20 protein-coding genes are annotated in these 22546 nt (G+C 35.6%); 12 read left to right on the top strand and 8 right to left on the bottom strand.

Annotated elements, in window-relative coordinates:
* Positions 1 to 12 precede the first annotated feature (12 nt).
* A complete protein-coding gene (locus tag G4D61_RS07680; protein WP_025729321.1) occupies positions 13 to 306 on the bottom strand; it encodes a hypothetical protein in 294 nt (97 codons plus the stop codon).
* 171 nt (positions 307 to 477) lie between these two features.
* On the opposite strand from G4D61_RS07680, the gene G4D61_RS07675 reads away from it, so the two are divergent.
* On the top strand, positions 478 to 1356 hold the full coding sequence (locus G4D61_RS07675) for an ATP-binding protein (protein ID WP_052137940.1): 879 nt from the start codon (positions 478 to 480) through the stop codon (positions 1354 to 1356).
* A gap of 9 nt (positions 1357 to 1365) precedes the next feature.
* A complete protein-coding gene (locus G4D61_RS07670; protein ID WP_163173630.1) occupies positions 1366 to 3276 on the top strand; it encodes a vWA domain-containing protein in 1911 nt (636 codons plus the stop codon).
* Between the two features lie 477 nt (positions 3277 to 3753).
* Here the strand turns inward: G4D61_RS07670 and G4D61_RS07665 are convergent, their stop codons facing one another.
* The 3 genes from G4D61_RS07665 to G4D61_RS07655 all read right to left on the bottom strand — a co-directional run bounded on the left by G4D61_RS07665 (position 3754) and on the right by G4D61_RS07655 (position 7387).
* Complete coding sequence (locus G4D61_RS07665; RefSeq protein ID WP_025729326.1) at positions 3754 to 4005, bottom strand: YkuS family protein; 252 nt, start codon at positions 4003 to 4005, stop codon at positions 3754 to 3756.
* Positions 4006 to 4072: 67 nt separating this feature from the next.
* Positions 4073 to 4987 (bottom strand): YitT family protein, encoded by a 915-nt coding sequence (locus tag G4D61_RS07660; RefSeq protein WP_371316492.1) that lies wholly within the window; start codon positions 4985 to 4987, stop codon positions 4073 to 4075.
* A gap of 312 nt (positions 4988 to 5299) precedes the next feature.
* Positions 5300 to 7387: a DNA topoisomerase III gene (locus G4D61_RS07655; RefSeq protein ID WP_163173628.1), complete on the bottom strand. Its 2088-nt coding sequence runs from the start codon at positions 7385 to 7387 to the stop codon at positions 5300 to 5302.
* A gap of 206 nt (positions 7388 to 7593) precedes the next feature.
* Here G4D61_RS07655 and trhO point away from each other — a divergent pair, with 206 nt between their 5' ends.
* The 5 genes from trhO (at position 7594) to G4D61_RS18135 (ending at position 12718) form a co-directional block, all read left to right on the top strand.
* Positions 7594 to 8565, top strand: coding sequence for an oxygen-dependent tRNA uridine(34) hydroxylase TrhO (gene trhO, locus G4D61_RS07650; protein ID WP_163173626.1), 972 nt, complete (start codon positions 7594 to 7596; stop codon positions 8563 to 8565).
* Between the two features lie 395 nt (positions 8566 to 8960).
* Positions 8961 to 10097 carry an ABC transporter ATP-binding protein gene (locus G4D61_RS07645; protein ID WP_163173624.1) on the top strand — a complete coding sequence of 379 codons (1137 nt, stop codon included), beginning with the start codon at positions 8961 to 8963 and terminating at the stop codon, positions 10095 to 10097.
* A gap of 4 nt (positions 10098 to 10101) precedes the next feature.
* Positions 10102 to 11658: a glycine betaine ABC transporter substrate-binding protein gene (locus tag G4D61_RS18420; protein WP_205603235.1), complete on the top strand. Its 1557-nt coding sequence runs from the start codon at positions 10102 to 10104 to the stop codon at positions 11656 to 11658.
* Positions 11659 to 11792: 134 nt separating this feature from the next.
* Positions 11793 to 11984 carry a hypothetical protein gene (locus G4D61_RS07635; RefSeq protein WP_163173622.1) on the top strand — a complete coding sequence of 64 codons (192 nt, stop codon included), beginning with the start codon at positions 11793 to 11795 and terminating at the stop codon, positions 11982 to 11984.
* A 26-nt stretch (positions 11985 to 12010) separates the two neighbouring features.
* Positions 12011 to 12718, top strand: coding sequence for a DUF421 domain-containing protein (locus tag G4D61_RS18135; RefSeq protein WP_163173620.1), 708 nt, complete (start codon positions 12011 to 12013; stop codon positions 12716 to 12718).
* 17 nt (positions 12719 to 12735) lie between these two features.
* On the opposite strand, the gene G4D61_RS07625 is transcribed toward G4D61_RS18135, so the two are convergent.
* Positions 12736 to 14337: an ABC-F family ATP-binding cassette domain-containing protein gene (locus G4D61_RS07625; protein ID WP_025729341.1), complete on the bottom strand. Its 1602-nt coding sequence runs from the start codon at positions 14335 to 14337 to the stop codon at positions 12736 to 12738.
* A gap of 196 nt (positions 14338 to 14533) precedes the next feature.
* Between G4D61_RS07625 and G4D61_RS07620 the strand changes: the two genes are divergently transcribed.
* Together G4D61_RS07620 and G4D61_RS07615 are read left to right on the top strand one after the other, a co-directional pair.
* On the top strand, positions 14534 to 15208 hold the full coding sequence (locus G4D61_RS07620) for an SOS response-associated peptidase (RefSeq protein ID WP_163173618.1): 675 nt from the start codon (positions 14534 to 14536) through the stop codon (positions 15206 to 15208).
* Positions 15209 to 15466: 258 nt separating this feature from the next.
* Positions 15467 to 16771: a nucleobase:cation symporter-2 family protein gene (locus tag G4D61_RS07615; RefSeq protein ID WP_163173616.1), complete on the top strand. Its 1305-nt coding sequence runs from the start codon at positions 15467 to 15469 to the stop codon at positions 16769 to 16771.
* A 703-nt stretch (positions 16772 to 17474) separates the two neighbouring features.
* Here the strand turns inward: G4D61_RS07615 and chrA are convergent.
* The 3 genes from chrA to chrS are packed head-to-tail and all read right to left on the bottom strand — an operon-like array spanning position 17475 to position 19107.
* The gene (gene chrA / locus G4D61_RS07605; protein WP_025729347.1) at positions 17475 to 18014 is read right to left on the bottom strand and encodes a chromate efflux transporter ChrA; all 540 of its coding nucleotides are present in this window, start codon (positions 18012 to 18014) and stop codon (positions 17475 to 17477) included.
* Entirely contained in the window at positions 18011 to 18613 is a 603-nt protein-coding gene (chrB, locus tag G4D61_RS07600; protein WP_163173614.1) for a chromate efflux transporter ChrB, read from the bottom strand. The genes chrA and chrB overlap by 4 nt, the downstream gene beginning before the upstream one ends.
* 14 nt (positions 18614 to 18627) lie before the next feature.
* A complete protein-coding gene (gene chrS / locus G4D61_RS07595) occupies positions 18628 to 19107 on the bottom strand; it encodes a chromate efflux transcriptional regulator ChrS (protein WP_025729351.1) in 480 nt (159 codons plus the stop codon).
* Between the two features lie 452 nt (positions 19108 to 19559).
* Here chrS and G4D61_RS18325 point away from each other — a divergent pair, with 452 nt between their 5' ends.
* The 3 genes from G4D61_RS18325 (at position 19560) to ggt (ending at position 22453) form a co-directional block, all read left to right on the top strand.
* Positions 19560 to 20039 (top strand): MFS transporter, encoded by a 480-nt coding sequence (locus G4D61_RS18325; protein ID WP_268978345.1) that lies wholly within the window; start codon positions 19560 to 19562, stop codon positions 20037 to 20039.
* Entirely contained in the window at positions 19994 to 20791 is a 798-nt protein-coding gene (locus tag G4D61_RS18320; RefSeq protein WP_367613766.1) for an MFS transporter, read from the top strand. Before G4D61_RS18325 ends, G4D61_RS18320 begins: the two co-directional genes overlap by 46 nt.
* 81 nt (positions 20792 to 20872) lie before the next feature.
* Entirely contained in the window at positions 20873 to 22453 is a 1581-nt protein-coding gene (gene ggt, locus G4D61_RS07585; protein ID WP_025729355.1) for a gamma-glutamyltransferase, read from the top strand.
* The last annotated feature ends 93 nt before the right edge of the window (positions 22454 to 22546 follow it).

Genomic DNA, 22546 nt, shown 5'->3' with positions numbered 1-22546 from the left:
TCCTCCTTGAATTTAATTGAAAACATAATGTGCATGCAAGGATATATGATGATCATCCTCATCATTAGGACACTCTTTCCGTCTAACACATGTTAAGATCCAAATGATGACAGAGTGATTAGAACTATCACATGTTGGTTTCTTTTGAATTTTATGATCGACTAAAATCGTTGTTGTCTTCGCAGATACATAGGAAGATGGTTTCCCTATTAACCGGCTAAGATAAATAAGACCGACTGTTAGAAACATAAATGATAGCGTATAAATAATAGGGTCATTCATAAAATCCATCAGATTTTGCGTCAATATGTTCACACACCTTAAATTAATCAGTCAAAGTATATCTTAATTCAATATATTTTACAATCAGTAATCATTATTTTATCATAATCAGATAAGAGAAAGATACAAAATTATTGTTCACATAATCAAATGAATATACTAACTTTAATTTAACATGATGAAAGGACTAACTGTATGAAGGATATTACATTACCAACAGCGCTGAAGGATTTATTGCATAAAAGAAAATCACTTTTTCCAAATAAACATGAGAACGATTATATCGGGCAAGGTGGGTTTATTCCGTCAGATTCATCGATTTTATTTGATGCGATAACCGCTTTATTGCTCGGAAAAAATATATTATTGAAGGGACCGACTGGCTCAGGCAAAACAAAACTAGCAGAAACGTTGTCGGCATATTTACATCAACCAATGGAAAGCATTAACTGTTCGGTCGACTTAGATGCAGAAGGATTATTAGGCTTTAAAACGATACAACAGTCCAATAATGGGGCGGTCATTGATTTTATTCCTGGACCCGTCATTCATGCAATGCAAAAAGGACATTTATTATATATTGATGAAATTAATATGGCAAAGCCAGAAACATTGCCCATTTTAAATGGTGTTTTAGATTATAGACGAATGATTTTGAATCCGTTTACTGGAGATGTAGTGAAAGCTTCAGAATCATTTACAGTCATTGCTGCCATAAATGAAGGTTATATCGGTACAGTATCTATGAATGAAGCGTTAAAAAATCGCTTTGTCGTGATTGAGGTACCCTATATTCAAGGGCTTTTATTAAAAGAAGTGATTGAACAGCAAAGTAAATTAAGAGATGATAAATTGATTGAAAAGTTTGTTAAGTTATCAAATGATTTGTTTGTACAAGTACAAAACGGTCAAGTATCTGAAGAAGCTGCGTCAATTAGAGCCCTTTTAGATACTTGTGACTTAGCTGTTTATTTACCGCCTTTAAGAGCAGTCCAAAGAGGAATTATCGATAAATTAGAAGATACTAGAGAAAAAGCAGCAATTCAAAATATTGCTGAAACGTTATTTGAATAGAGGGGAAATATGGAAAGGTTTATTCAGTTTAACGATGAACAAATAGATACAATGCTTTTAATGGAATTGGATGACTTGGTTAAAACGCTAATAAAACAAAAGGAGTATAGTGTAGAATTCAGGCCACATTCCTATCTGGATCGTAAAGAGAAAAAAGTATATGTATCACATTTTTGGAATCATCGGCCATTTACAGTCATGAAAAACGGATTGAAAACAGATGTCTTTTTAAGAGCAATGGGGAACTTTACTCATACGGATGTAAAAGATCTTTATGAGTTTGAAAAGCAATGTCAATCGCTGCAATTCCAAAGTTTTGCAACACAAGTATTTACTTTAGTGGAGGATATGCGGATAGAGGAACTTTGTAAAAGAGAAAGACCGGGCACAAAAAAAGCGTTCGCTGTTCGTCAAGAAATCTATTTGCAATATTTTCAATCACAATTGGAGACGAATATTGTAAAAAGTATACATACTGATGCATTATTTAATGTAATCTATTTAATGCTATTTTCAAAGTCTCCACTTTTAGAAATCCCTTCTATTTCAGAAAGCATAGATTTAGTGATTCCTTTTATTCGTTCACAGTTATCAACATGTTATGATGCGAAAGCAACGAGTGAAGTAGTAAAGCATTGTTTAGAGCTTATGGCAGTATTAGAAGAAGTATTGCAAAAAGATATGTTAAACGAGTACTTTCATCTTCCAAAGGTAACGTCACAAGAAGAAAGTAAAGCTGAATTACTGAGCAATATTAGACGGGTCGATCCTTTAGTAAATGATGATATATCGAAGGAAGACCATTCAAACAAAGATACATTTAAGGAAGAAATGAAAACATGGCATCGTGAAACGAAAGAGAGCGGAGACCATTTTTTGCAGTATGAGCTAGAACAAGGAACAAAAACGAATTTATTCTCTGAAAATGGCCGAGATGAAAAAGATAATAATGGAGCTTGGTTTACATTGCAAGGATCTAAGCAGCAAACGAGTAACAATCAATATAATGAAATGGAGCCCACCTCTTTACGAACTAATTATAACCAAAATGAATTTAAATATGGGAAGGCGAATCAGCATGCAATTCCTATTTTCTTAAAGCCACACATGCCAACGGCTGAAGATATATTGCAATACAAGGAAAAGGTTCATAAAATTGAAATCTATGAAAAAAAATTGACGAAAATGATTCAAAAAACATTAGAGCAAAAAAGAACATGGCGCAGGGAACATTTGCATTATGGCCGTTTAAGTAAGAAGTTAACACGCTATTTTACAGAGGAACGGCCAAGGCTTTTTTATAAAAAAGAGGCAAATGCTAAGGAAATTGATGCTGTCTTCACATTATTAGTTGATTGTTCTGCATCGATGTTCGATAAAATGGAAGAGACAACATTAGGCATTTGTTTATTTCATGAGGTGTTAAAAGCGGTGAAAGTGCGGCATGAAATTATTGGCTTTTGGGAAGATGCAAATGAAGCGACAAAAACTGAACAGCCTAATTACTTTAATGAAATGATTACTTTTCAAACATCTTTGCAAAAGAACAAGGGTCCAGAAATTATGCAATTAGAACCAGCAGAAGACAATCGTGATGGCTTTGCAATCCGGTTAATGTCGGAGCGATTGGAAAGCTGTCATGAACGTCAAAAATTTTTATTCATTTTTTCAGATGGAGAACCTGCCGCTTTTGGCTATGAACAAAATGGTGTGCTTGATACCCATGAAGCTGTGCTGGAAGCAAGAAAAAAAGGGATTGAAGTATTTAATGTCTTTCTATCGAATCAAGAAATTACTGAACAACAAAGATTATTGCTGCAGCATATTTATGGCCATTACAGTATACTCGTTCCGAATGTTTCTCAGCTTCCTGAAGTTTTATTTCCTCTGTTACGAAAATTATTGTACAGGAGCATATAAAAAGTTTGAGATGTTAAATATACTATTTCAATCTCCATAGAGGTTTACTAGTAAGCTATATAATCATATTTTTCAATTTAGGTTCTTTTTCTAAGAGATTGCCGCTTTTATGGATGTCGTTTTTCAAGGGGAGTATAATATCCGTTCCAGGATACTTGCTTTCCGCGGGCGGATGCTGACCCTTCTCGATGCTACATGCTACACGCCTGTGGGGTCACTTCATTCCGCTATTCCTGTAGGAGTCTCGTATCCTTGCGCTTTAGTCATCTTTATAAAAGGTAGCATCTATTAAAAAAGTAAAAATATTTAAAATGCTGTTCTCGAAAACATTTGTTTTGCTAAAAAAGAGGTAGATATCCGTTCCAGAGTTCGCTTTTGAAAGCTACTCCTTGCAAGCCTCCAATGAACTTTATGTAAAAGCAACAAAAGTATAAAATGCAAAAAGGATCAAACACATCATGTTTGATCCTTTTTACATTAAGAATATGATTCAAGTTTCGTTTCAACTTCTTTACAAATTTGATCTGCGGAAAGTCCTCTCGCTTCAATGACAGAACCTTTTATGATTGTATTTTGAATTCCCATTACGTTATTATCGAGTCCGGTAACAACGCAGCAATCACAGCCCTGTGCATCATGTTCATTTTTTAGCTCAACGACATTATAGCCTTTTTCTTTTAAAGCTGATTGGACATCTGTTAGTGATTGTTCAACTCCAATTTTCGCCATATGAAAAAAACACCTCCAATGATAGGGTGTCCTTTTACATATAAATTATTCACGCGCATACACTGTTTTAGTGAATATCTTTTTTCTTGAATCTGCCGCCGCGTACTTCAGAAATATTTCCAACAGCGATAAATGCATGATCATCAAATTCTTCTACGATCGATTTTAGTTTAGCCTCTTCTAACCGTGTAATAACACAAAAGATTACTTTCTTATCCTGACCAGAGAAAGCACCTTCGCCATTTAAATACGTTACACCACGACCAAGTCGGGCCATAATAGCTTCACCGATTTCATCAATTTCATTACTAATAATCCAAACAGATTTTGATTCGTCTAAACCTTGGACTACCACATCAATAGCTTTGGAGGCAATAAAGTAGGTGATGACGGAGTACATGGCAAACTTCCAGGTGAAGACAAAGCCAGCACATGTAAAAATGAATAGGTTAACGAAAAGAATAATTTCACCAACAGAGAAAGGTAATTTTTTATTCAAGAGAATTGCTAGCGCTTCTGTTCCATCTAAACAGCCACCGAAGCGAATAACAATTCCTACTCCGACACCTAAGATAATCCCGCCGAAAACGGTACAAAGCAATAAATCATCGGTAAATACATGAACAGGTGTAAGCAATACGGTCGTAATAGACATGATCGTAATTCCATACAAAGTCGTAATTGCAAACGTTTTTCCAATTTGCTTGTAGCCGATATAAAAGAAAGGGAGGTTTAGGATGAAAATAAAGACCCCTAATTTAAAACCGGTAAGATGTGAGAGGATGATTGAGATACCTGTAATACCGCCATCTAAAATTTGATTCGGTACGAGAAATAATTCGAGGGAGACCCCCATAATAATCGCACCTATTGTCACAAATAAAATTCGTTGTAGAAATAATCTCCTACGTGCTTTCTTAGATCTTACTTTTAATTTTGTCGCTCCTTCATTCATTAAAGCTTGTATATTAGTTTCACTCATATGTATCTCCTTTCTAATATAATTTGCTAGGAAACATATAAATATGTGAAAAAAGTGGAATGATTAACAGAGGAATAGCCATCAGAAATAGGGATACTTTTATTATATAATAATATATTGAAAAAGTGAATGAATATGCATGTACAAAATATAGAATTTTCAAATATTTACAGAAGGAGGATGGGACAAAACGTAAAAGTGATTAGCTAAAGACGAACATTGCCCAAATCAACTCCGAAAATATACATAGTTGCCTCAGGCGGCTGGTGCGCAATATTCGTATTTAGTTAATTTACTTTTGTCCCAATTTCTTTATTTATCTTTTTGTAAGGCGGCTTTTAAAAGATCACCTAAGCTGTTCGAGAACGTCTCATTTTTAGAATATTTATTTAATAATCTTTTTTCCTCATGTTTGGACAAAGCTTTTTTCTTTTGTTCTGCCTTTTCAACAACATTACAAGTACGGCATTGAAAATACATACCCGATTTTCCTTTATGTATTTCCATTTTTTTATGACAGGTAGGGCAGCGTCTATTGGACAATTTCGGACTCTTTCTTTTTGTGAAATTGCATTCGCGATTAGAACAAACGAGCATTTTTCCGTCTTTTCGAGTAACTTCTTTCATAAATGAACCGCACTCTGGACATTTTGAACCAGTTAGATTGTGGGCATGGTATTTTTGCTCGCTATTTTTTATTTCAGTCACAAGACGAGATGTTTCTTTACGAATAGATTGTAAAAATTTTTCAGGATCTTCTTTTCCGCGAGAAATTGCCTCTAATTGTTTTTCCCATTTTGCAGTTAATTTAGGAGATTTCAATTCCTCATTTACTAAGTCGATTAATTGTTTTCCTTTTGGTGTGGAATGTAACCGTCCTTCTTCACGGCGAATTGCTTCAGATGAAACTAATTTCTCAATAATATCTGCTCTTGTAGCAGGGGTACCGAGACCGAATTTTTCCATTTTCATTAATAAATCAGCTTCAGAAAACCTTTTTGGCGGCTCAGTTAAATGACTGATTATTTGAACATCGTCAATTTTGTACGTTTTATCTTTTTGTAGTTGAAAGGAACTTTTCCCCATTTGATCATGATCATTTGAAACAATCGATTTAAATCCCTTATTTAAAATTTCTGTTTCTTTACCAACTAGCATGTTACCTTGGACGTCAAGCGTAAATATGAACGTTGCATATTGGTAGCTAGGATAAAAGAGCGTTAAAAATCTGTGCACGATCAGATCATAAAGTTTTCTTTCATCTGCTGATAATCGCGAAAGAGAAGAAGTATGATCTGTCGGAATTATTGCATGATGATCGGTTACTTTTTCATCGTTAAATACACGTTTGGACAAAACTATTCCTTTATTTTTTAAAATCGGTTGTACAATATCTTTAAAATTTGCTTTAAGGGCAAGCAAGCGATCATACATCGTATCCTTCATATCTTTTGTGAGATATTTTGAATCTGTGCGAGGATACGTAACAAGTTTATGCTGTTCATATAAATTTTGCAGTACATTTAATGTTTTTTTCGCTGTAAAACCAAAGCGATGATTGGCATCACGCTGTAACTCTGTTAAATCATATGGAAGCGGCTGAGCTTCTTGTTTTTCTTTGCGTGTAATTTGAACAACCTTTGCTTTATTCCCTTCAAGTGCATCTAGCAAATGTTTTGCGTCCTGCTCATCAAATATTCGTTTTTCCCCATTCTTCTCCCAATTTAATTGTACCGTTCCAATCGATGCTTGGATTGTCCAAAACTTTCTCGGCACAAATGTTTGTATTTCTTTTTCCCTATCTAAAATTAAAGAGAGTGTCGGAGTTTGAACACGTCCAGCTGATAAAGGATCATTATACTTTACGGTTAGTGCCCGAGAGACATTTAGCCCGATTAGCCAGTCAGCTTCACTGCGACAAACAGCTGATCGATAGAGATTGTCGTAGTTTCTCGCCGGTTTTAAGTTATGAAAACCATCTTTGATTGCTCTATCTGTTTGCGAAGAGATCCATAATCTTTTAACAGTTTTTCGCCAATGAATTCTTTCAAGGATCCAGCGGGCTACTAGCTCGCCTTCACGTCCTGCGTCTGTAGCGATAATGATTTCTTGAACATCTTTCCTTTTAGATAATTGTTCAATTGCTTTGAATTGCGGATAGGTTTTTCTAATTGGTTTTATTTCCATTTGCTTTGGAATAATCGGTAAATCTTCCATATTCCATTCTTTATATTTATGGTCATAGTCTTCAGGCATTTTTAATTCGACTAAATGTCCAAGAGCCCATGTAACAATATATCGAGGTCCTTCAAGATAATGCTTCTTTTTTTCATTACAACCTAGGACACGTGCTAGTTCACGTGCAACGCTCGGTTTTTCTGCTAAAACAAGTGATTTCATTTTGACACCTAACTTTCCTAACTGTTCCTTATAGTATAACGTAATTAAGAGCTAAGGTATAAATTTTATATTAAAATCCGAATTCCCCCTTTGAAAATGATATAAAGTTTGTTACAATATTTGTTTGTAAGAGAATAGTGTATCGTGTTACCCTAGCCTAAATACATTTATATCTTGCAAATATAAATCGATAGGTGGTTAGAAAAATGGAAGAAAATAAACCGTATAGAGTACTTTTGTATTATAAGTATGTAACAATTGAAAATCCTGAAGAATTTGCGAAAAAACATTTAAAATTTTGTAAAGAATTAGGGTTAAAAGGCCGTATTATAGTAGCCGAAGAGGGCATTAATGGTACTGTTTCAGGTCTTACAGAGCAAACGGATCGTTATATTGAAGAAATGAAAAAAGATCCTCGCTTTAGTGATATGATCTTTAAAGTTGATAAAGCAGACGATCATGCCTTCAAAAAAATGCATGTACGTCCTCGTAAAGAGTTAGTAACTTTACGTCTTGAAAATGATATTAATCCAAATGAAAAAACTGGGAAATATTTATCTCCTAAAGAGTTTTATGAAGCGATGCAAGACGAAAATACGGTTGTTTTAGATGCGCGCAATGACTATGAATATGATCTAGGGCATTTTCGTGGGGCAATACGACCAGATATAAAGACTTTCCGTGAGCTACCAGCGTGGGTACGTGAACATAAAGATGAATTAAAAGGCAAAAAAATTGTCACATATTGCACAGGTGGAATTCGTTGTGAAAAATTCTCTGGCTGGTTGCTTGAAGAAGGCTTTGAAGATGTAGCGCAATTACACGGTGGAATTGTCACTTATGGATATGATCCAGAAGTTCAAGGTGAACTATGGGATGGACAATTATACGTGTTTGATTCACGAATTGCTGTTCCAGTCAACCGAAAAGAACATGTAATTGTTGGAAAAGATTATTTCACTGGTGAACCTTGTGAACGTTATGTAAATTGTGCAAATCCTGAATGTAATAAACAAATTCTTTGTACAGAAGAAAATGAACATAAATATATGCGCAGCTGTTCTCATGAATGCCGCGTTTCACCAAGAAATTTATATGTAAAAGAGCATAATTTAACAGAAGAAGAAATCGCAGAACGTTTACGCAAAATTGAAGAAGAAAATGCGGTTGCAAAATAATGAACAGAAAAAAAGATCGTTAATCATACGATCTTTTTTTTATTGGTTATTTACAAAAAATGTTGAATACTCATTCCGTCCATTAAAGAGGGAATGGAATGGAAATCAACTGGCCCCCTTTGGTAAAGGTCCTCTAAGTTTATAAAATTACCCTAATGAAAAATTGAAGTATGAAATACATTTTGCTTGCTTCAACAGTTCATAATAGTCAATTGGAGCGGAAATCAACCACTTTTTTTTATATGAACAACGACTTATGAATAAATCATTTTGAAAAAATAAATGATATTTTATTGGGGTCAGATTAATAAAATAATCACTGTGAAAAATTTTTCTGAAAAAAATGTTTATAATTTCATGTTGACGGGTATATAAAAAACGGAGGTGTTGTATCATTGATAGAATTTAAACATGTTACAAAAAAATATGATGATGGATTTGTCGCCATTAAAGATCTAAATCTAACAATTGAAGATCATGAATTGCTTGTGTTAATTGGTCCTAGTGGCTGCGGTAAGTCAACGACAATGAAAATGATTAACCGCCTAATTGAACCAACAAGTGGCGAAATAATGATTAATGGTGAAAGTATTGCGAAGAAAAATCCTGTTAAACTGAGAAGAAATATCGGCTATGTTATTCAACAAATCGGTTTAATGCCACATATGACAATCCGCGAGAATGTAGCACTCGTTCCGAAATTAAATAAATGGGATGAAAAAAAATACATACATAAAGTGGATGAGCTGATTGCAATGGTTGGATTAGATCCGGAAGTAGTAGGTGACCGCTATCCGGGTGAATTATCAGGAGGTCAGCAACAGCGGATAGGTGTCATTCGAGCATTGGCAGCAGAACCTGATGTTATTTTGATGGATGAACCATTTAGTGCGCTTGATCCAATTAGCCGCGAGCAGCTGCAAGATGAATTAACGAGAATTCATCAAGAGTTAAAAAAGACGATCGTATTTGTTACTCATGATATGGATGAAGCAATTAAGATCGGTGATCGTATTTGTTTGATGAAAGATGGGGAAATTGTCCAGCTAGATAAACCGGAGACAATTTTGCGTCATCCAGCAAACGAATTTGTTCGACAATTTATTGGTGAAGATCGTTTACAAGGTGTCAACAGTATTCCCGAATTGGAAGACCTCATGATTTCTCCTATTACAGCCTACCCTACGAGAGGACTTGCAGAAGCACTCAAATTTATGCGTCAAAAACGAGTTGACCATCTAGTCATCGTGGATCGAAATAATCAATATTATGGTGTTGTAAACATTTGGGATGTTCGTAATGCTTATAAAGATGAACAGCTACATCTTATTGATATCGTGCATAAAGATTTTCCTACATTAAGTATTAATGACTCTCCTGAAAAGGCCTTACAAATGGTTAATGAATCAAGAACTGGGTTTGTACCAGTTCTTGATGAGCATAATGCTGTAAAAGGAATGATCAATCGATCAAGTATTGTAAACTATGTCGCTAGCCAATTTAGTGATGAGCAAGGAAGTGATTTAAATTAATAATTTGTGGAAAGAAACTGCGAATGTATTTATTGATAGATGGAGTGAAATTGGAAAACTATTATTAGAACATATATATTTATCTCTCATTGCAATTGCAATTGCCATTATTATCTCGGTGCCGCTTGGTATTTTTTTAACTAGGCATAAAAAATTAGCGGATCCAATCATTGGGCTAGCTTCAGCAGTCCAAACAATACCGAGCTTAGCGTTGCTCGTATTTCTTGTCCCATTTATTGGAACGGGAAAACCCCCAGCTATCGTGGCGTTAACGGTTTACGGTCTGCTTCCTATTCTTCGCAACACATATTTAGGAATATTAGGTGTTAACCGCAGCACTGTTGAGGCAGGCGTTGGAATGGGGATGACAAGCAGACAGGTGCTATGGATTGTTGAACTACCGCTCGCATTCAATGTCATTATGGGGGGGATCCGTACTGCATCGGTTTTAGTCATCGGGGTTGCCACGATGGCAGGATTAATTGGTGCCGGCGGATTAGGAGATCTTATCTTTAGAGGACTACAAACCTATAACTCTGGTTTGATTTTGGCAGGTGCGATTCCATCAGCAGTTATTGCTATTTTATTTGATCAGCTATTAAAAAAAATTGAAGTCAGAGCAAAACCGGGTACACAGAAAAGAAAGATACCAAAAGGTGTCAAAATTGGTTTCCTTACCATTATTATTTTGGCGGTTGTCGTTTCATCTGGTTATGGAATTTATCAAATGAAGCAAAGAGGCAATACGATTGTTATTACAGGCAAAGCTTTTACTGAGCAGGAAATTTTAGTGCATATGTACGGAATATTGATCAAAGATCGAACGAATTTAAATGTTGAATATAAATCTTTTATAAGTGGCTCTACTCCTGTATTTGAAGGAATGCGCAAAGGGGATTATGATCTCAGTGTTGAGTATACCGGAACAGGGTTAATCAATATATTGAAGGAAAAAGTAAATTCAACAGATCCAAAGACTGTTTATAATAAAGTAAAAGATGAGTATGCAAAAAAGTATCAATTAATATGGCTTAAACCAATTGGCTTTAATAACACCTATTCGTTAACAATTCGAAAAGCCGATGCGAAAAAATGGGGCGTCAAATCGATTTCTGATCTTACGAAAATTGCTCCGACTTTAACACTTGGTTCAGAACCAGAGTTTTTAGAAAGAAAAGATGGTTATATTGGTTTGCAAAAAAAATATGGAATTCATTTTAAAAAGACTTCTACGATGGACGAAGGGATCATTTACAGTGCTGAGAAAAATCATAAAGTCGATGTTATTGATGCCTACACGACAGATGGTAGAATTCCAGCCTTTAACTTATACGTGTTAAAAGATGATAAGCATCAATTCCCGCCATATAACGCAGCACCAGTTATAAGAGAAGAGATGTTAAAGAAACATCCTGAATTGAAAAAGGTCATTAATTTGCTTGCAGGTAAAATTACTGATGAAAAAATGCAACAATTAAATGCAGAAGTTGATTTAGAGAAAAAAGATTATGATGATGTAGCACGAAAGTTTTTAATTGACGAAGGATTAATAAAAAAATAATCAGCTCATAGATAACTGACTTATGAAGAATGTCATTTCTTGATAAGTCAGTTTTTTTATCTATTGCTAACATAAATTGATTGATTCATCACAAACTAACTTTAAATACGAAAAAAAGGATCGTGGGGGAATTTATGACAATCGTCATTCATTTAAAATCATGCATCACTAATTTTTATATGGCGCGAAAACATGCTCAAAAGATTATGAATGATTGTGATAATTTCGATGAAAAGCAACAATTCTATAAATGTATGATCAAATTGTTAGAAATTGAAAATGATCTGCAGCAGCATTACATTCAGCATAAAGATAACAGTAACTAAAAGTTAGAAAGAAGGGTAGTAAATCTGTGATTTCTACGGAAATATTTAATGTAATCGTTCGTTCGATATTCATATTTCTCGTTCTCTTCGGATTGATAAAACTACTTGGCAGAAAGCAAATATCACAATTAACATTTTTTGAATATGTAATCGGCATTACTGTCGGTAATATTGCTGCAAGTGTTTCAATTGGGCTAAAAGATCATTTTTGGGTAGGTATGGTCGGGTTGATAACGTGGACGGTTATCCCATTTATTTTAAGAATGATCACGTTAAAAAATCAAACAATCAGAAATATTTTAATTGGAAAGCCAACCATCATGATTAAAAGAGGTAAAATCATTTCAAACAATTTATCACAACAAAAATATAATAAAGCAGACATTATGGAATTACTAAGAGAGAAAAATGTTTTTAAACTTTCAGATGTTGAAATGGCAGTTCTTGAGACAAACGGGGAGTTAACAGTACAAAAGCAACAACAGCATGAAGAACATCCCAGTCCGGATACTCAGCCAACGATATCATATGTAAAAAGGCCGGAAAAACAATGTCCAATGAAGCAACGAAAAGATTTGTTCCAGGCGATCATAAAAAAATGTCAAGCAGATCTTGAGTTATATGCACTTACAACGGACTCGACAACAATAAAAGCAAGCGTTAAAAAACATATTGAAAGTTTGAACGAATTAATGGAGAATCTGCAACCATTTATTAGTAAGAAAAAAACCTAGGAAATGGATTCCTAGGTTTAACGGGATTCTGCATACTTTTGTTCTAAATATTCGTCATAGCTCATTGTTTTATCAATTAAGCCATTTGGAGTAATTTCAATAATCCGGTTCGCGATCGTTTGAACAAATTGGTGGTCAAATGACGCAAAAAGCATCGAGCCTTTAAAACGGATTAAGCCATTATTTAATGCGGTAATGGACTCTAAGTCTAAATGGTTTGTTGGTTCATCAAGCAACAGTACATTCGCACCGCTAAGCATCATTTTTGATAACATACAACGTACTTTTTCACCGCCGGATAGGACGTTTGCTTTCTTTTTCACTTCTTCACCGGAAAAGAGCATTCTCCCTAAAAATCCTCTAAGAAAGCTTTCACTTTGGTCAATAGGGGAATATTGACGAAGCCAATCAACTAAATTTAAATCCCCATTTTCGAAATAAGTGGAATGATCTTTTGGGAAATATGACTGTGATGTTGTAACACCCCATCTATAGGAACCGCTGTCTGGCTCCATTTCTCCTGCAAGGATTTTGAAAAGAGTTGTTTTTGCAAGCTCATTTTCGCCGACAATGGCAATTTTATCATCTTTGTTCATTGTAAAACTAATTTGATCAAGTACTTTTACGCCGTCAATTGTTTTTGACAATCCTTCAACGAACAGCAAGTCATTTCCAATTTCACGATCTGGTGTAAATTGAATATATGGATATTTTCTAGATGACGGTTTAATCTCATCTAAACTGATTTTATCGAGCATTTTTTTACGAGAAGTTGCTTGCTTTGATTTTGAAGCATTGGCGCTAAAACGTGCAATAAAGTTTTGAAGTTCTTTCATTTTTTCTTCTTTTTTCTTATTTTGTTCCTGTGCCATTTTTAAAGCTAACTGGCTTGATTCATACCAAAAATCATAGTTCCCTACATAAAGTTGAATTTTATGGAAGTCTAAATCCGCAATATGTGTACAAACCTTATTGAGGAAATGACGGTCATGGGATACGACAATTACTGTGTTTTCGAAATCAATTAGGAATTCTTCCAGCCAGTGGATAGCATTTAAATCTAAGTGGTTTGTCGGTTCATCTAGTAGTAAAATATCTGGTTTGCCAAACAATGCCTGGGCAAGTAAGACTTTTACTTTTTCAGCACCTGACAAGTCAGCCATTTTTTTATGGTGAGAATCTTCAGAGATTCCTAAACCTTTTAAAAGGATTGCTGCTTCGGATTCGGCTTCCCATCCATTTAATTCTGCAAATTCACCTTCAAGCTCTGCTGCTCTTATTCCATCTTCATCTGAAAAATCCGCTTTCATATATATAGCATTTTTTTCTTGCATAATTTCATATAAACGGGCATGACCCATCATGACCACATTTAATACTTCATGTTCTTCGTATTCGAAGTGGTTTTGCTTTAATACTGCTAATCTTTCCCCAGGAGTAATTTGAATATCACCTGTTTGCGGTTCGATTTCTCCTGATAGGATTTTTAAAAAAGTTGACTTTCCGGCTCCATTTGCCCCGATTAAGCCATAGCAATTTCCTGGGGTGAACTTTATATGAATATCTTCAAAAAGTTTACGATCGCCATAACGTAAACTAACATTATTAACTGTAATCAAATGAGTACCTCCAATAAATCGTTACTTTTGCAGAAGTTATGCTTCTTCAAACTTATTCTTATTTTAAACGTTGAGCGACTATATGTCATCTATTATTATAAACATAGACAGTATTCAATGAAAACTGGAAACAGTGAAAGTAATGTATTTTTCCTAATTAGGTGCAATCAAGCGGGCAAAAAAGGGGAGAGCGAAGATGTGTGGACGATTTACATTGACGGTATCAATTGAAACAATTGCGAGGCGGTTTAACGGGACCATTACTTTTCCAAATGACTCTTATAAAGCTTGTTATAATATAGCTCCTTCTCAGCAAGTTTTAGTCATCATTAATGACGGAAAGAAAAATCGTTTAGGATATTTAAAATGGGGGTTTATTCCGAGGTGGGCAAAAGACCCTTCAATTGGTTATAAAATGATTAATGCGAGAAGTGAATCCATTACCGAAAAGGCAAGCTTTCAGGAAGCAATTAAACATAGACGGTGTTTGATTATTGCAGACTCTTTTTACGAATGGAAGAAAAATCATGACACTAAAACGCCGATGAGGATCTCTTTACAATCGGAACAACTATTTGCGATGGCAGGAATTTGGGAAAAATGGATAAGCCCTACAGGGGAAGCTATTTTTTCTTGTGCAATTATAACGACGGAAGCAAATGCATTTATGTCTTCAATTCATCACCGTATGCCTGTGATTTTAAATAAAGAAGATGAACAAACTTGGTTAAATCCAAGAATAACTGATGTTCAAACAATCCAATCTTTACTTCAGCCGTATCCTACCTTTGATATGGAGGCCTATAAAGTTTCGAATTTAGTAAATTCACCAAAGCATAATTTCCCTGAACTTCTAAAAGAAATGGAGTAGACGAGTTCGAGCTATTCCATTTCTTTTTTCTATATATGGAAATGTTGATATTCCGAGAGTGTCTACATTGTTGTCATTGTTTTACTTTTTGTTCAATTCATCTAATTTATGACTGAATATTTAGAAATAAAGTCAATGACATTTATAACCCCCCTCTTTATAATGTGATTAAATATTACTATTAATGTTATATTTTATAACAAGATTACAATCATGAATGTTTGTTTACTTAAGAAAATAAAAAAGGAGCGGATGTGAATGAAAGGTGCAAAGTTTAAAACACTGACGTTAGGGATTCAGCATGCGTTAGCGATGTATACGGGAGCGGTACTTGTACCCTTGATTGTTGGCGGAGCATTGAAATTAAGTTCGGAACAATTGACTTACTTAGTAGGTATTGATTTATTCATGTGCGGTATCGCCACTTTGTTGCAAATTTGGAAAAATCGCTACTTCGGTATTGGTTTACCTGTTGTCCTCGGTTGTACATTTACTGCTGTTACTCCGATGATCACAATCGGTTCTAATTTCGGTTTAGGCGCTATTTATGGAGCCATATTAGTGGCAGGTGTTTTTGTGATCCTCGTTTCAAAATTTTTCAGTAAGTTAATACGCTTTTTCCCACCTGTTGTGACAGGCTCTGTCGTGTGTATCATTGGCTTATCTTTAATTCCTGAAGCGCTGAAGAATATGGCGGGCGGAGAAGGTGCGGAAGATTATGCTAGTATTAGCAATCTCGCCCTTTCTTTTGGTGTATTACTATTGATCCTCATCCTTTATCGCGTTTCGAAAGGCTTTATCCGCTCGATTTCTGTTTTGCTTGGTCTAATCGTTGGTACAGTAGTTTCTATTATGATGGGGAAAGTAGATTTGACTCCTGTGAAAGAAGCTTCTTGGACTCATTTACCGCATCTTTTCTATTTTGGACGTCCCGAATTCCATATTACGCCAATTATCACAATGTGTATCGTTTGTTTAGTATGTCTTACAGAGGCGACAGGGGTCTATTTAGCTGTTGGAGACATTTGTAAACAAAAAGTGACACAAAAGGATTTAGAAAGAGGTTATCGTGCAGAAGGAATTGCGATTATCATTGGCGGTTTAATGAATGCTTTCCCATATACGACGTTCTCGCAAAATGTTGGACTTGTGCAATTGTCTGGTAATAAATCTGTAAGGGCTGTTGGTGTAACAGGCACGTTACTTGTTATCCTCGGATTGGCGCCGAAAATCGCTGCAATTGCCACGATTATCCCTACGCCTGTTCTTGGAGGAGCGATGGTTGCGCTATTTGGAACAGTTATCGCTTATGGGATTAAAATGTTAAGCAACGTCGACTTACAGTCAACAGAAAATCTGTTAATTATTGCTTGCTCAATCGGTCTAGGTCTTGGGGTTACAGTTGTACCAGATGTATTTGAAAAATTACCTAGTACACTAAAGGTGATTGCTGGTGATGGTATTGTTGTAGGAAGTCTTGTTGCTATTGTGTTAAATGGGTTTTATCATGTGCGTACTCGTAAGGAAGTTGAGGCGGTTGTTGGCGAAAGATCGATTTCCTGAATTTGTGGTATCCCACATAGTTTCGGTGCAAATTTGTCAGAATGTCATCGGCATTTTCTTAATTTTAGAGAATGGAGGTGGCATTTTGTATGAGAAAAAAGAATTGTAGAAAAAATGAATACCTTTTTTATTGATAGTTAACTTTAAATTCACAGGAAATTGCAGTTTTTATACTAAGATAAGAGAAAAATAAGCGGGGCGGTATTATATGAATTCGATTAGAAAAGCCGACGGTTACATAACAAGAATGAAACATAGGAAAACGCAATGATAATGTTTCGGCAGCCAATTACTGAAGCAGGGATACAGATACCTAAAGGCACGGTGAATACGGAGGAAGATACTTATAATGCGATTATTAGGAAAATTGAAGAATTTTGAGGCTGAGAATCGAATGTTCCAGATGAGTGGGATTATGAACCAACAGGCGGAGGGGGGTGAAGAAGGATTCATATTCCATTATGTTTGGATTTCTTTGACGGATAAAGTTGAACTTATTCGAGACCACTGAGATTATTTAAACACCATTTTTATTTAATTTTTTCCTTTAACAATAGCTGGCACTGTTATATGATAAAGTACTAAATCATAATCTTACACTCCCTTAGAATAGGTAATCTTTTAAAATAATAGCAAAATGAATTTGATTTGATAAAAGGGTTCAGAATGGTTTCATTCTGAACCCTTTTGTTGACGATATGTTTTATACAACATGTTGAAGCACAATGCCGCCATATGCAAAGGCGATCAAGATGATGATAGCTGGATGTATTTTTCTTATTTCCATCGCCCAAAATGCAACTGCTGCAATTCCTAACGCCTGCCATATGCCGATGGATGTAAAAGAGTCTTTTGCCATTTGCCAAGTGATGATGATCATCATGATCGCAAGAACTGGTTGAACTAAAAGGGTCATTCCTTTGACGACCAGGGAGTCACGATGTTTATGTAAAACTTTTAACAAGATTACGAGCAACAACGCAGAAGGCACGACTGTTGCTGCTAAAGCGATAATCACACCGAGCCATCCGCCTGTATGATAGCCAACAAATGCGGCAATTTTTGTTGCGATCGGCCCCGGAAGAGCGTTTCCGAGTGCGAGCATATTAGAAAATTCTGTATTATTCAGCCAATGATAATGCTTAACGATTTGATCATACATTAGCGGGATTGATGATGGACCGCCGCCATAGCCTAGTATATTAGCGATGAAAAAACCGAGAAATAAATGGAGCCATGTCACCCTGCAGCACTCCTTTCTTTATCCTTTTCTTCTTTTTTCTTCCATTTCGAAATAACACGAAAATGAACGCTTCCGTAAGCCAAAAAGAGAAGAATGACAACACCGGAATTAAGATTAATGACTTGTAATAACAGAAACGATATAATAAATTCGGCTATTCCCATTATAATACCGAGCCCTTTAAGCGATTTTTCACCAAATTTGTAAGCCATCATTCCAAGCATAACAGCAACAACTGGCATAACAGCAGCGATCATTCCGGAAACAATTTTAGATGTACTTAAAAAACTGACGGCAGAAAGCAGTGCAATCATTGCGATACAACTTGGAAGTATATGACAAATGATTGCGAGGATAGCGCCGGTAGTATGCTTTAGTTTGTAACCTAGGTATGCGGCCATCTTTGTTGCGATTGGCCCTGGAAGAGCGTTGGCAATTGCTAATATTTCCCCGAATTCATCATCATTAATCCACTTATATCTTATCACTGCTTCGTAGCGAAAAAGGGGCATTACAGATGGACCGCCGCCATAGCCAAGGATTCCGGTACGTACCATAGCTGCGCATAGTTGCAAGTATTGATTGTTTGATTGTTTCAAAACTACAACCTCCTTTATAATTTCATTCCAATTCGACTTTTATAACGTTTGATTAATATTTGGCAATCCACACTCATAATGCCGGGTAGAGGATATAATCTCTCCTCTAAAAATTTTTCCATCTCACGGTTATCTTTAAATAGTCCATGCATGTGGAGCTTGCTTGGACCTGTCATATGATAAAGACTTGATACGGCAGGGTCTTCAGCTAAAATATCAGCAACCTGTTGCAGATGTTTTGGTTCTACTTCAACATTAAAAAAAGCTGAGACAAGCAAACCGATCTTTTCGGGGTTAATAACAGCGGTAAAGCGTTCAATTACACCATTTTCAACCATCGCATTAATACGTGCTTGAACGGCAACACGAGAAAGTTTAATTTCCTTCGCCAAATCAGTAAAAGATATTCTGCCGTTTTCATTTAATAATTGGATGATGTGGCGATCAATTTCATCTAGTTGGATTGAATGTTTATCATCTTGTTTCGATTGCATATCTATCCGGTCCTCCTTTTTTCAAATTGTAAACAAAATAGTTATTTGTATTTCTATATGATTTAAATATAACGAAACAATTAATCTATATCAATGAAAAATTCGAATTAAACTTACAAATTGATATAGATTAGGATGATTTTTAATTATGTTTACGATCATTTTTTTTACGAAATAATGATTGTAATCGCTTACTGAATCTAATTTAGTTTCGTATTGTAATAGAAAATAAATAAAACCCAACAATTTGAAGTTGGATATTTCTCTTTTCTTAATTAAATAACAATAAAGAATCAATTTTTAGTTTCTTTTTGCAATTAACTATATTGACAATTTTGTTTATGTTATGTTTAATAGCATTAAAGATTATAATATCTTACAATACAGAATAAAAATAATTTTTTTGTCTGAATGAGTGAGATATCATAACATTCAAAAAGGGGGAATTAAAATTGAAAACAAAAAATCCTGTTGTCTTAATTATTCTTTTTGCGCTGGGCTGGGCCTTTATGTATGCAGATCGCAATATTTTATCACCGGTGATGGGGACTATTCAAAATGACTGGGATTTAAGTAAGAGTGAACTTGGGTTAATGTCGACAGTATTTTTTATTGCATACGCGGTTATGCAAATACCTGCAGGATTTTTAGCTGATCGGATTGGAAGGGTAAAAGTGCTTGTAGCAGGATATATTCTATTTGGGATTGGAACATTGCTTAGTGGTGCTGCGCCAGGATTGATTATGTTTCTATTTATTAGAATGATCACAGGTTTGGGAGAAGGAACCTATTATGGTCCACAGTACGGCATTTCTTCAAATTTCATCCCGAAGAAATACCGCGGTGTTTCTTCGGCGATGATTAATAGTGGGATGGCTATCGGGGGATTTCAGCAGGTTTTATTGCTTCAAGTTACTTTACATTTACGCTAAAAAAAGATTGGCAGTTTTCGTTTTATGTGTTTGGCGTTCTTACAGTAGTTGTAGCACTGCTTATTGGCTTATTTGTTAAAGATGATTACAGACATAAGCAAAGTGCTAAAGAAAAACAGATGATGGAACATGTAAATATGAAAGTGCTGTTTAGCAAAAACCATCTCATTACTTATATTTTAATTTTTTGTTCGTTATATGGCTTCTTTAGTATGATGACGTGGCTTCCGTACTATTTACAAACAGAAAGAGGTGTTTCCGGTTCGCAAACAGGGATTATTGCATCGTTAGTTCCGTGGGCATCCATTCCAGGGGCATTATTATTCGGTTTCTTATCAGATAGAATAAAAAATAAGAAAATATTAATTGTACTACTTTCGATATTAGGAACAGTATGCCAATTTGTTATTCCGTATACAAATAGTTTTTCGTATATGATTGTCGGGCTCATTGTTTACGGATTAATTGGAAAATTAGCACTTGACCCTGTATTAATATCTTATATTGCTGATAACACACCTTCATCCATGTATTCACGAGCATACAGCATTTTTAATTTTGCTGGCATGTCTTCATCCATTTTTGCTCCATATATTACAGGCTACTTAGCGGAAGCGACAGGAAAAATTGAAATAGGTTTTTACGTTTCGGGTGTATTGCTACTAGTAGGTGGTTTTCTATTTTTATTTTCAGATTCAAAGCCAGCCACAACTGTGTTGAAATTGAAGAGAATAGAGATTGAAAAAGTATAAAAACTAAATAATCAGAATAGATGGATTTATATAAAAATATATGGTTAAATAAATGATACTAAATAGGATGGGGGAAGGGCATTGAATAAAGCGAAAATTGGTACAAAGACAATGGTAGTAAGTCCACATTATTTGGCTTCAGCTGCAGGTGCAAGAATACTTGAGAAGGGAGGGAATGCATTTGATGCAGCTGTCGCGGTTAGTGCCTGTTTAGCGGTTGTGTACCCCCATATGACTGGGATTGGCGGTGACTCCTTTTGGCTAACTTGGCATCAACGTGATGGAAAGCTTCGAGCTTATAACGGTAGCGGTCGATCTGGCTATCAATTGGATGCGCAGCACTATGCTGATGAAGGAAGGATTCCGACGAGAGGGATTAGAAGTGCGATTACTGTTCCTGGTATGGTTGATAGCTGGGATGCTATTTTGAAAGAATATGGTAGATTTTCTTTCAAAGAGGTGCTTGAACCGGCAATTACTTATGCGTTGAATGGTTTTCCGTTTTCTCCGGATCAATATAAAAATACAACTCTAGCACAGAGTGTACTAGCAGAAACTGAAAGCACTGCTAATATTTATCTTCCTTACGGTAAAGTTCCAAGTGCTGGACAAAAATTTGTCCAAAAGGATTTGGGGGAGTCTTTGATTAAAATAGCCGAAAATGGTAGAGACGTCTTTTATAAAGGAGCCATTGCGAAGGAAATTGTTACATACATGAGGGAAAATGACGGCTACTTGCTATTCGACGATTTTGCAGATCATTACGGGAATTGGGTTGAACCGATTTCGACAACTTATCATGACTACACAGTTTATCAAGTTCCGCCTAATTCACAAGGATTTACAGCTTTAATGGCGTTGAATATTTTGGAAAATTATGATTTCAGCACAATTAAGCATGGCTCCTATGAATATTATCATTTATTAATAGAAGCTTTAAAGAAAGCTTTTCGGGATAGAAATGAAGTGTTGACGGATCCTGAATTTTCTAATATTCCGTTGAATAAATTGCTTAGTAAACATTATGGTGCAGAGCTCGCGCAAGAAATTCAATATAATAAAGCACATGAATTCCAATCGGAACCATTAGGAAGTGATACTGCGTATGCAGCGGTTGTAGATGAAGAAGGGAATGCTGTTTCTTTTATCCAAAGTCTATATTTTGAGTTTGGTTCGGCTATAGTTGCTGGTTCAACTGGCATTTTGCTCCAAAATAGAGGTTCGTTTTTTTCATTAGATTCTAAGCAAGTAAACTATTTGCAGCCACATAAACGTACATTCCACACGTTGATGCCTGCAATGGCGTTTTTAGATGGAAAACCAAGTATTTTATACGGTACTCAAGGAGGAGAGGGGCAGCCGCAAACACAAACAGCATTAATAACACGGATCATTCATTATGGAATGAATCCACAAGAAGCTGTATCTGAACCGCGATGGGTTTGGGGAAGAACGTGGGGAGAACAGACGGAAGAGTTAAAAATTGAGGAGAGAGTAAATGATCATGTGTGCACGGCACTTGTTAAAGCGGGTCATCTCGTTCGTAAAGTTCACGCATATGACGGGGTAATGGGGCATGCTCATGCGATACAAATCGATGAACAGGGATTTCGAATAGGTGGGACAGACCCCCGCTGTGATGGGGCAGCGCTAGGATGGTAATGATCGGCAATTGATATTGAAGTTCATCTTTCTTGTCAGAGAATTGTATTTTTATAGATGTGAACAATCTGCTGACATGACTGACATGAATAG

It is taken from the genome of Heyndrickxia ginsengihumi, from assembly GCF_011008565.1.
Taxonomy (GTDB): Bacteria; Bacillota; Bacilli; order Bacillales; family Bacillaceae_C; genus Weizmannia; species Weizmannia ginsengihumi.
This window is presented reverse-complemented; position numbering and strand designations above follow the sequence as displayed.

What these genes read in the sequence shown, in the direction of transcription:
- G4D61_RS07675 (WP_052137940.1), top strand. Translation starts at nt 478, where the DNA reads ATGAAGGATATTACATTACCAACAGCGCTGAAGGATTTATTGCATAAA.
- G4D61_RS07670 (WP_163173630.1), top strand. Translation starts at nt 1,366, where the DNA reads ATGGAAAGGTTTATTCAGTTTAACGATGAACAAATAGATACAATGCTT.
- G4D61_RS07665 (WP_025729326.1), bottom strand. Translation starts at nt 4,005, where the DNA reads ATGGCGAAAATTGGAGTTGAACAATCACTAACAGATGTCCAATCAGCT.
- G4D61_RS07660 (WP_371316492.1), bottom strand. Translation starts at nt 4,987, where the DNA reads ATGAGTGAAACTAATATACAAGCTTTAATGAATGAAGGAGCGACAAAA.
- G4D61_RS07655 (WP_163173628.1), bottom strand. Translation starts at nt 7,387, where the DNA reads ATGAAATCACTTGTTTTAGCAGAAAAACCGAGCGTTGCACGTGAACTA.
- trhO (WP_163173626.1), top strand. Translation starts at nt 7,594, where the DNA reads ATGGAAGAAAATAAACCGTATAGAGTACTTTTGTATTATAAGTATGTA.
- G4D61_RS07635 (WP_163173622.1), top strand. Translation starts at nt 11,793, where the DNA reads ATGACAATCGTCATTCATTTAAAATCATGCATCACTAATTTTTATATG.
- G4D61_RS07620 (WP_163173618.1), top strand. Translation starts at nt 14,534, where the DNA reads ATGTGTGGACGATTTACATTGACGGTATCAATTGAAACAATTGCGAGG.
- G4D61_RS07615 (WP_163173616.1), top strand. Translation starts at nt 15,467, where the DNA reads ATGAAAGGTGCAAAGTTTAAAACACTGACGTTAGGGATTCAGCATGCG.
- chrS (WP_025729351.1), bottom strand. Translation starts at nt 19,107, where the DNA reads ATGCAATCGAAACAAGATGATAAACATTCAATCCAACTAGATGAAATT.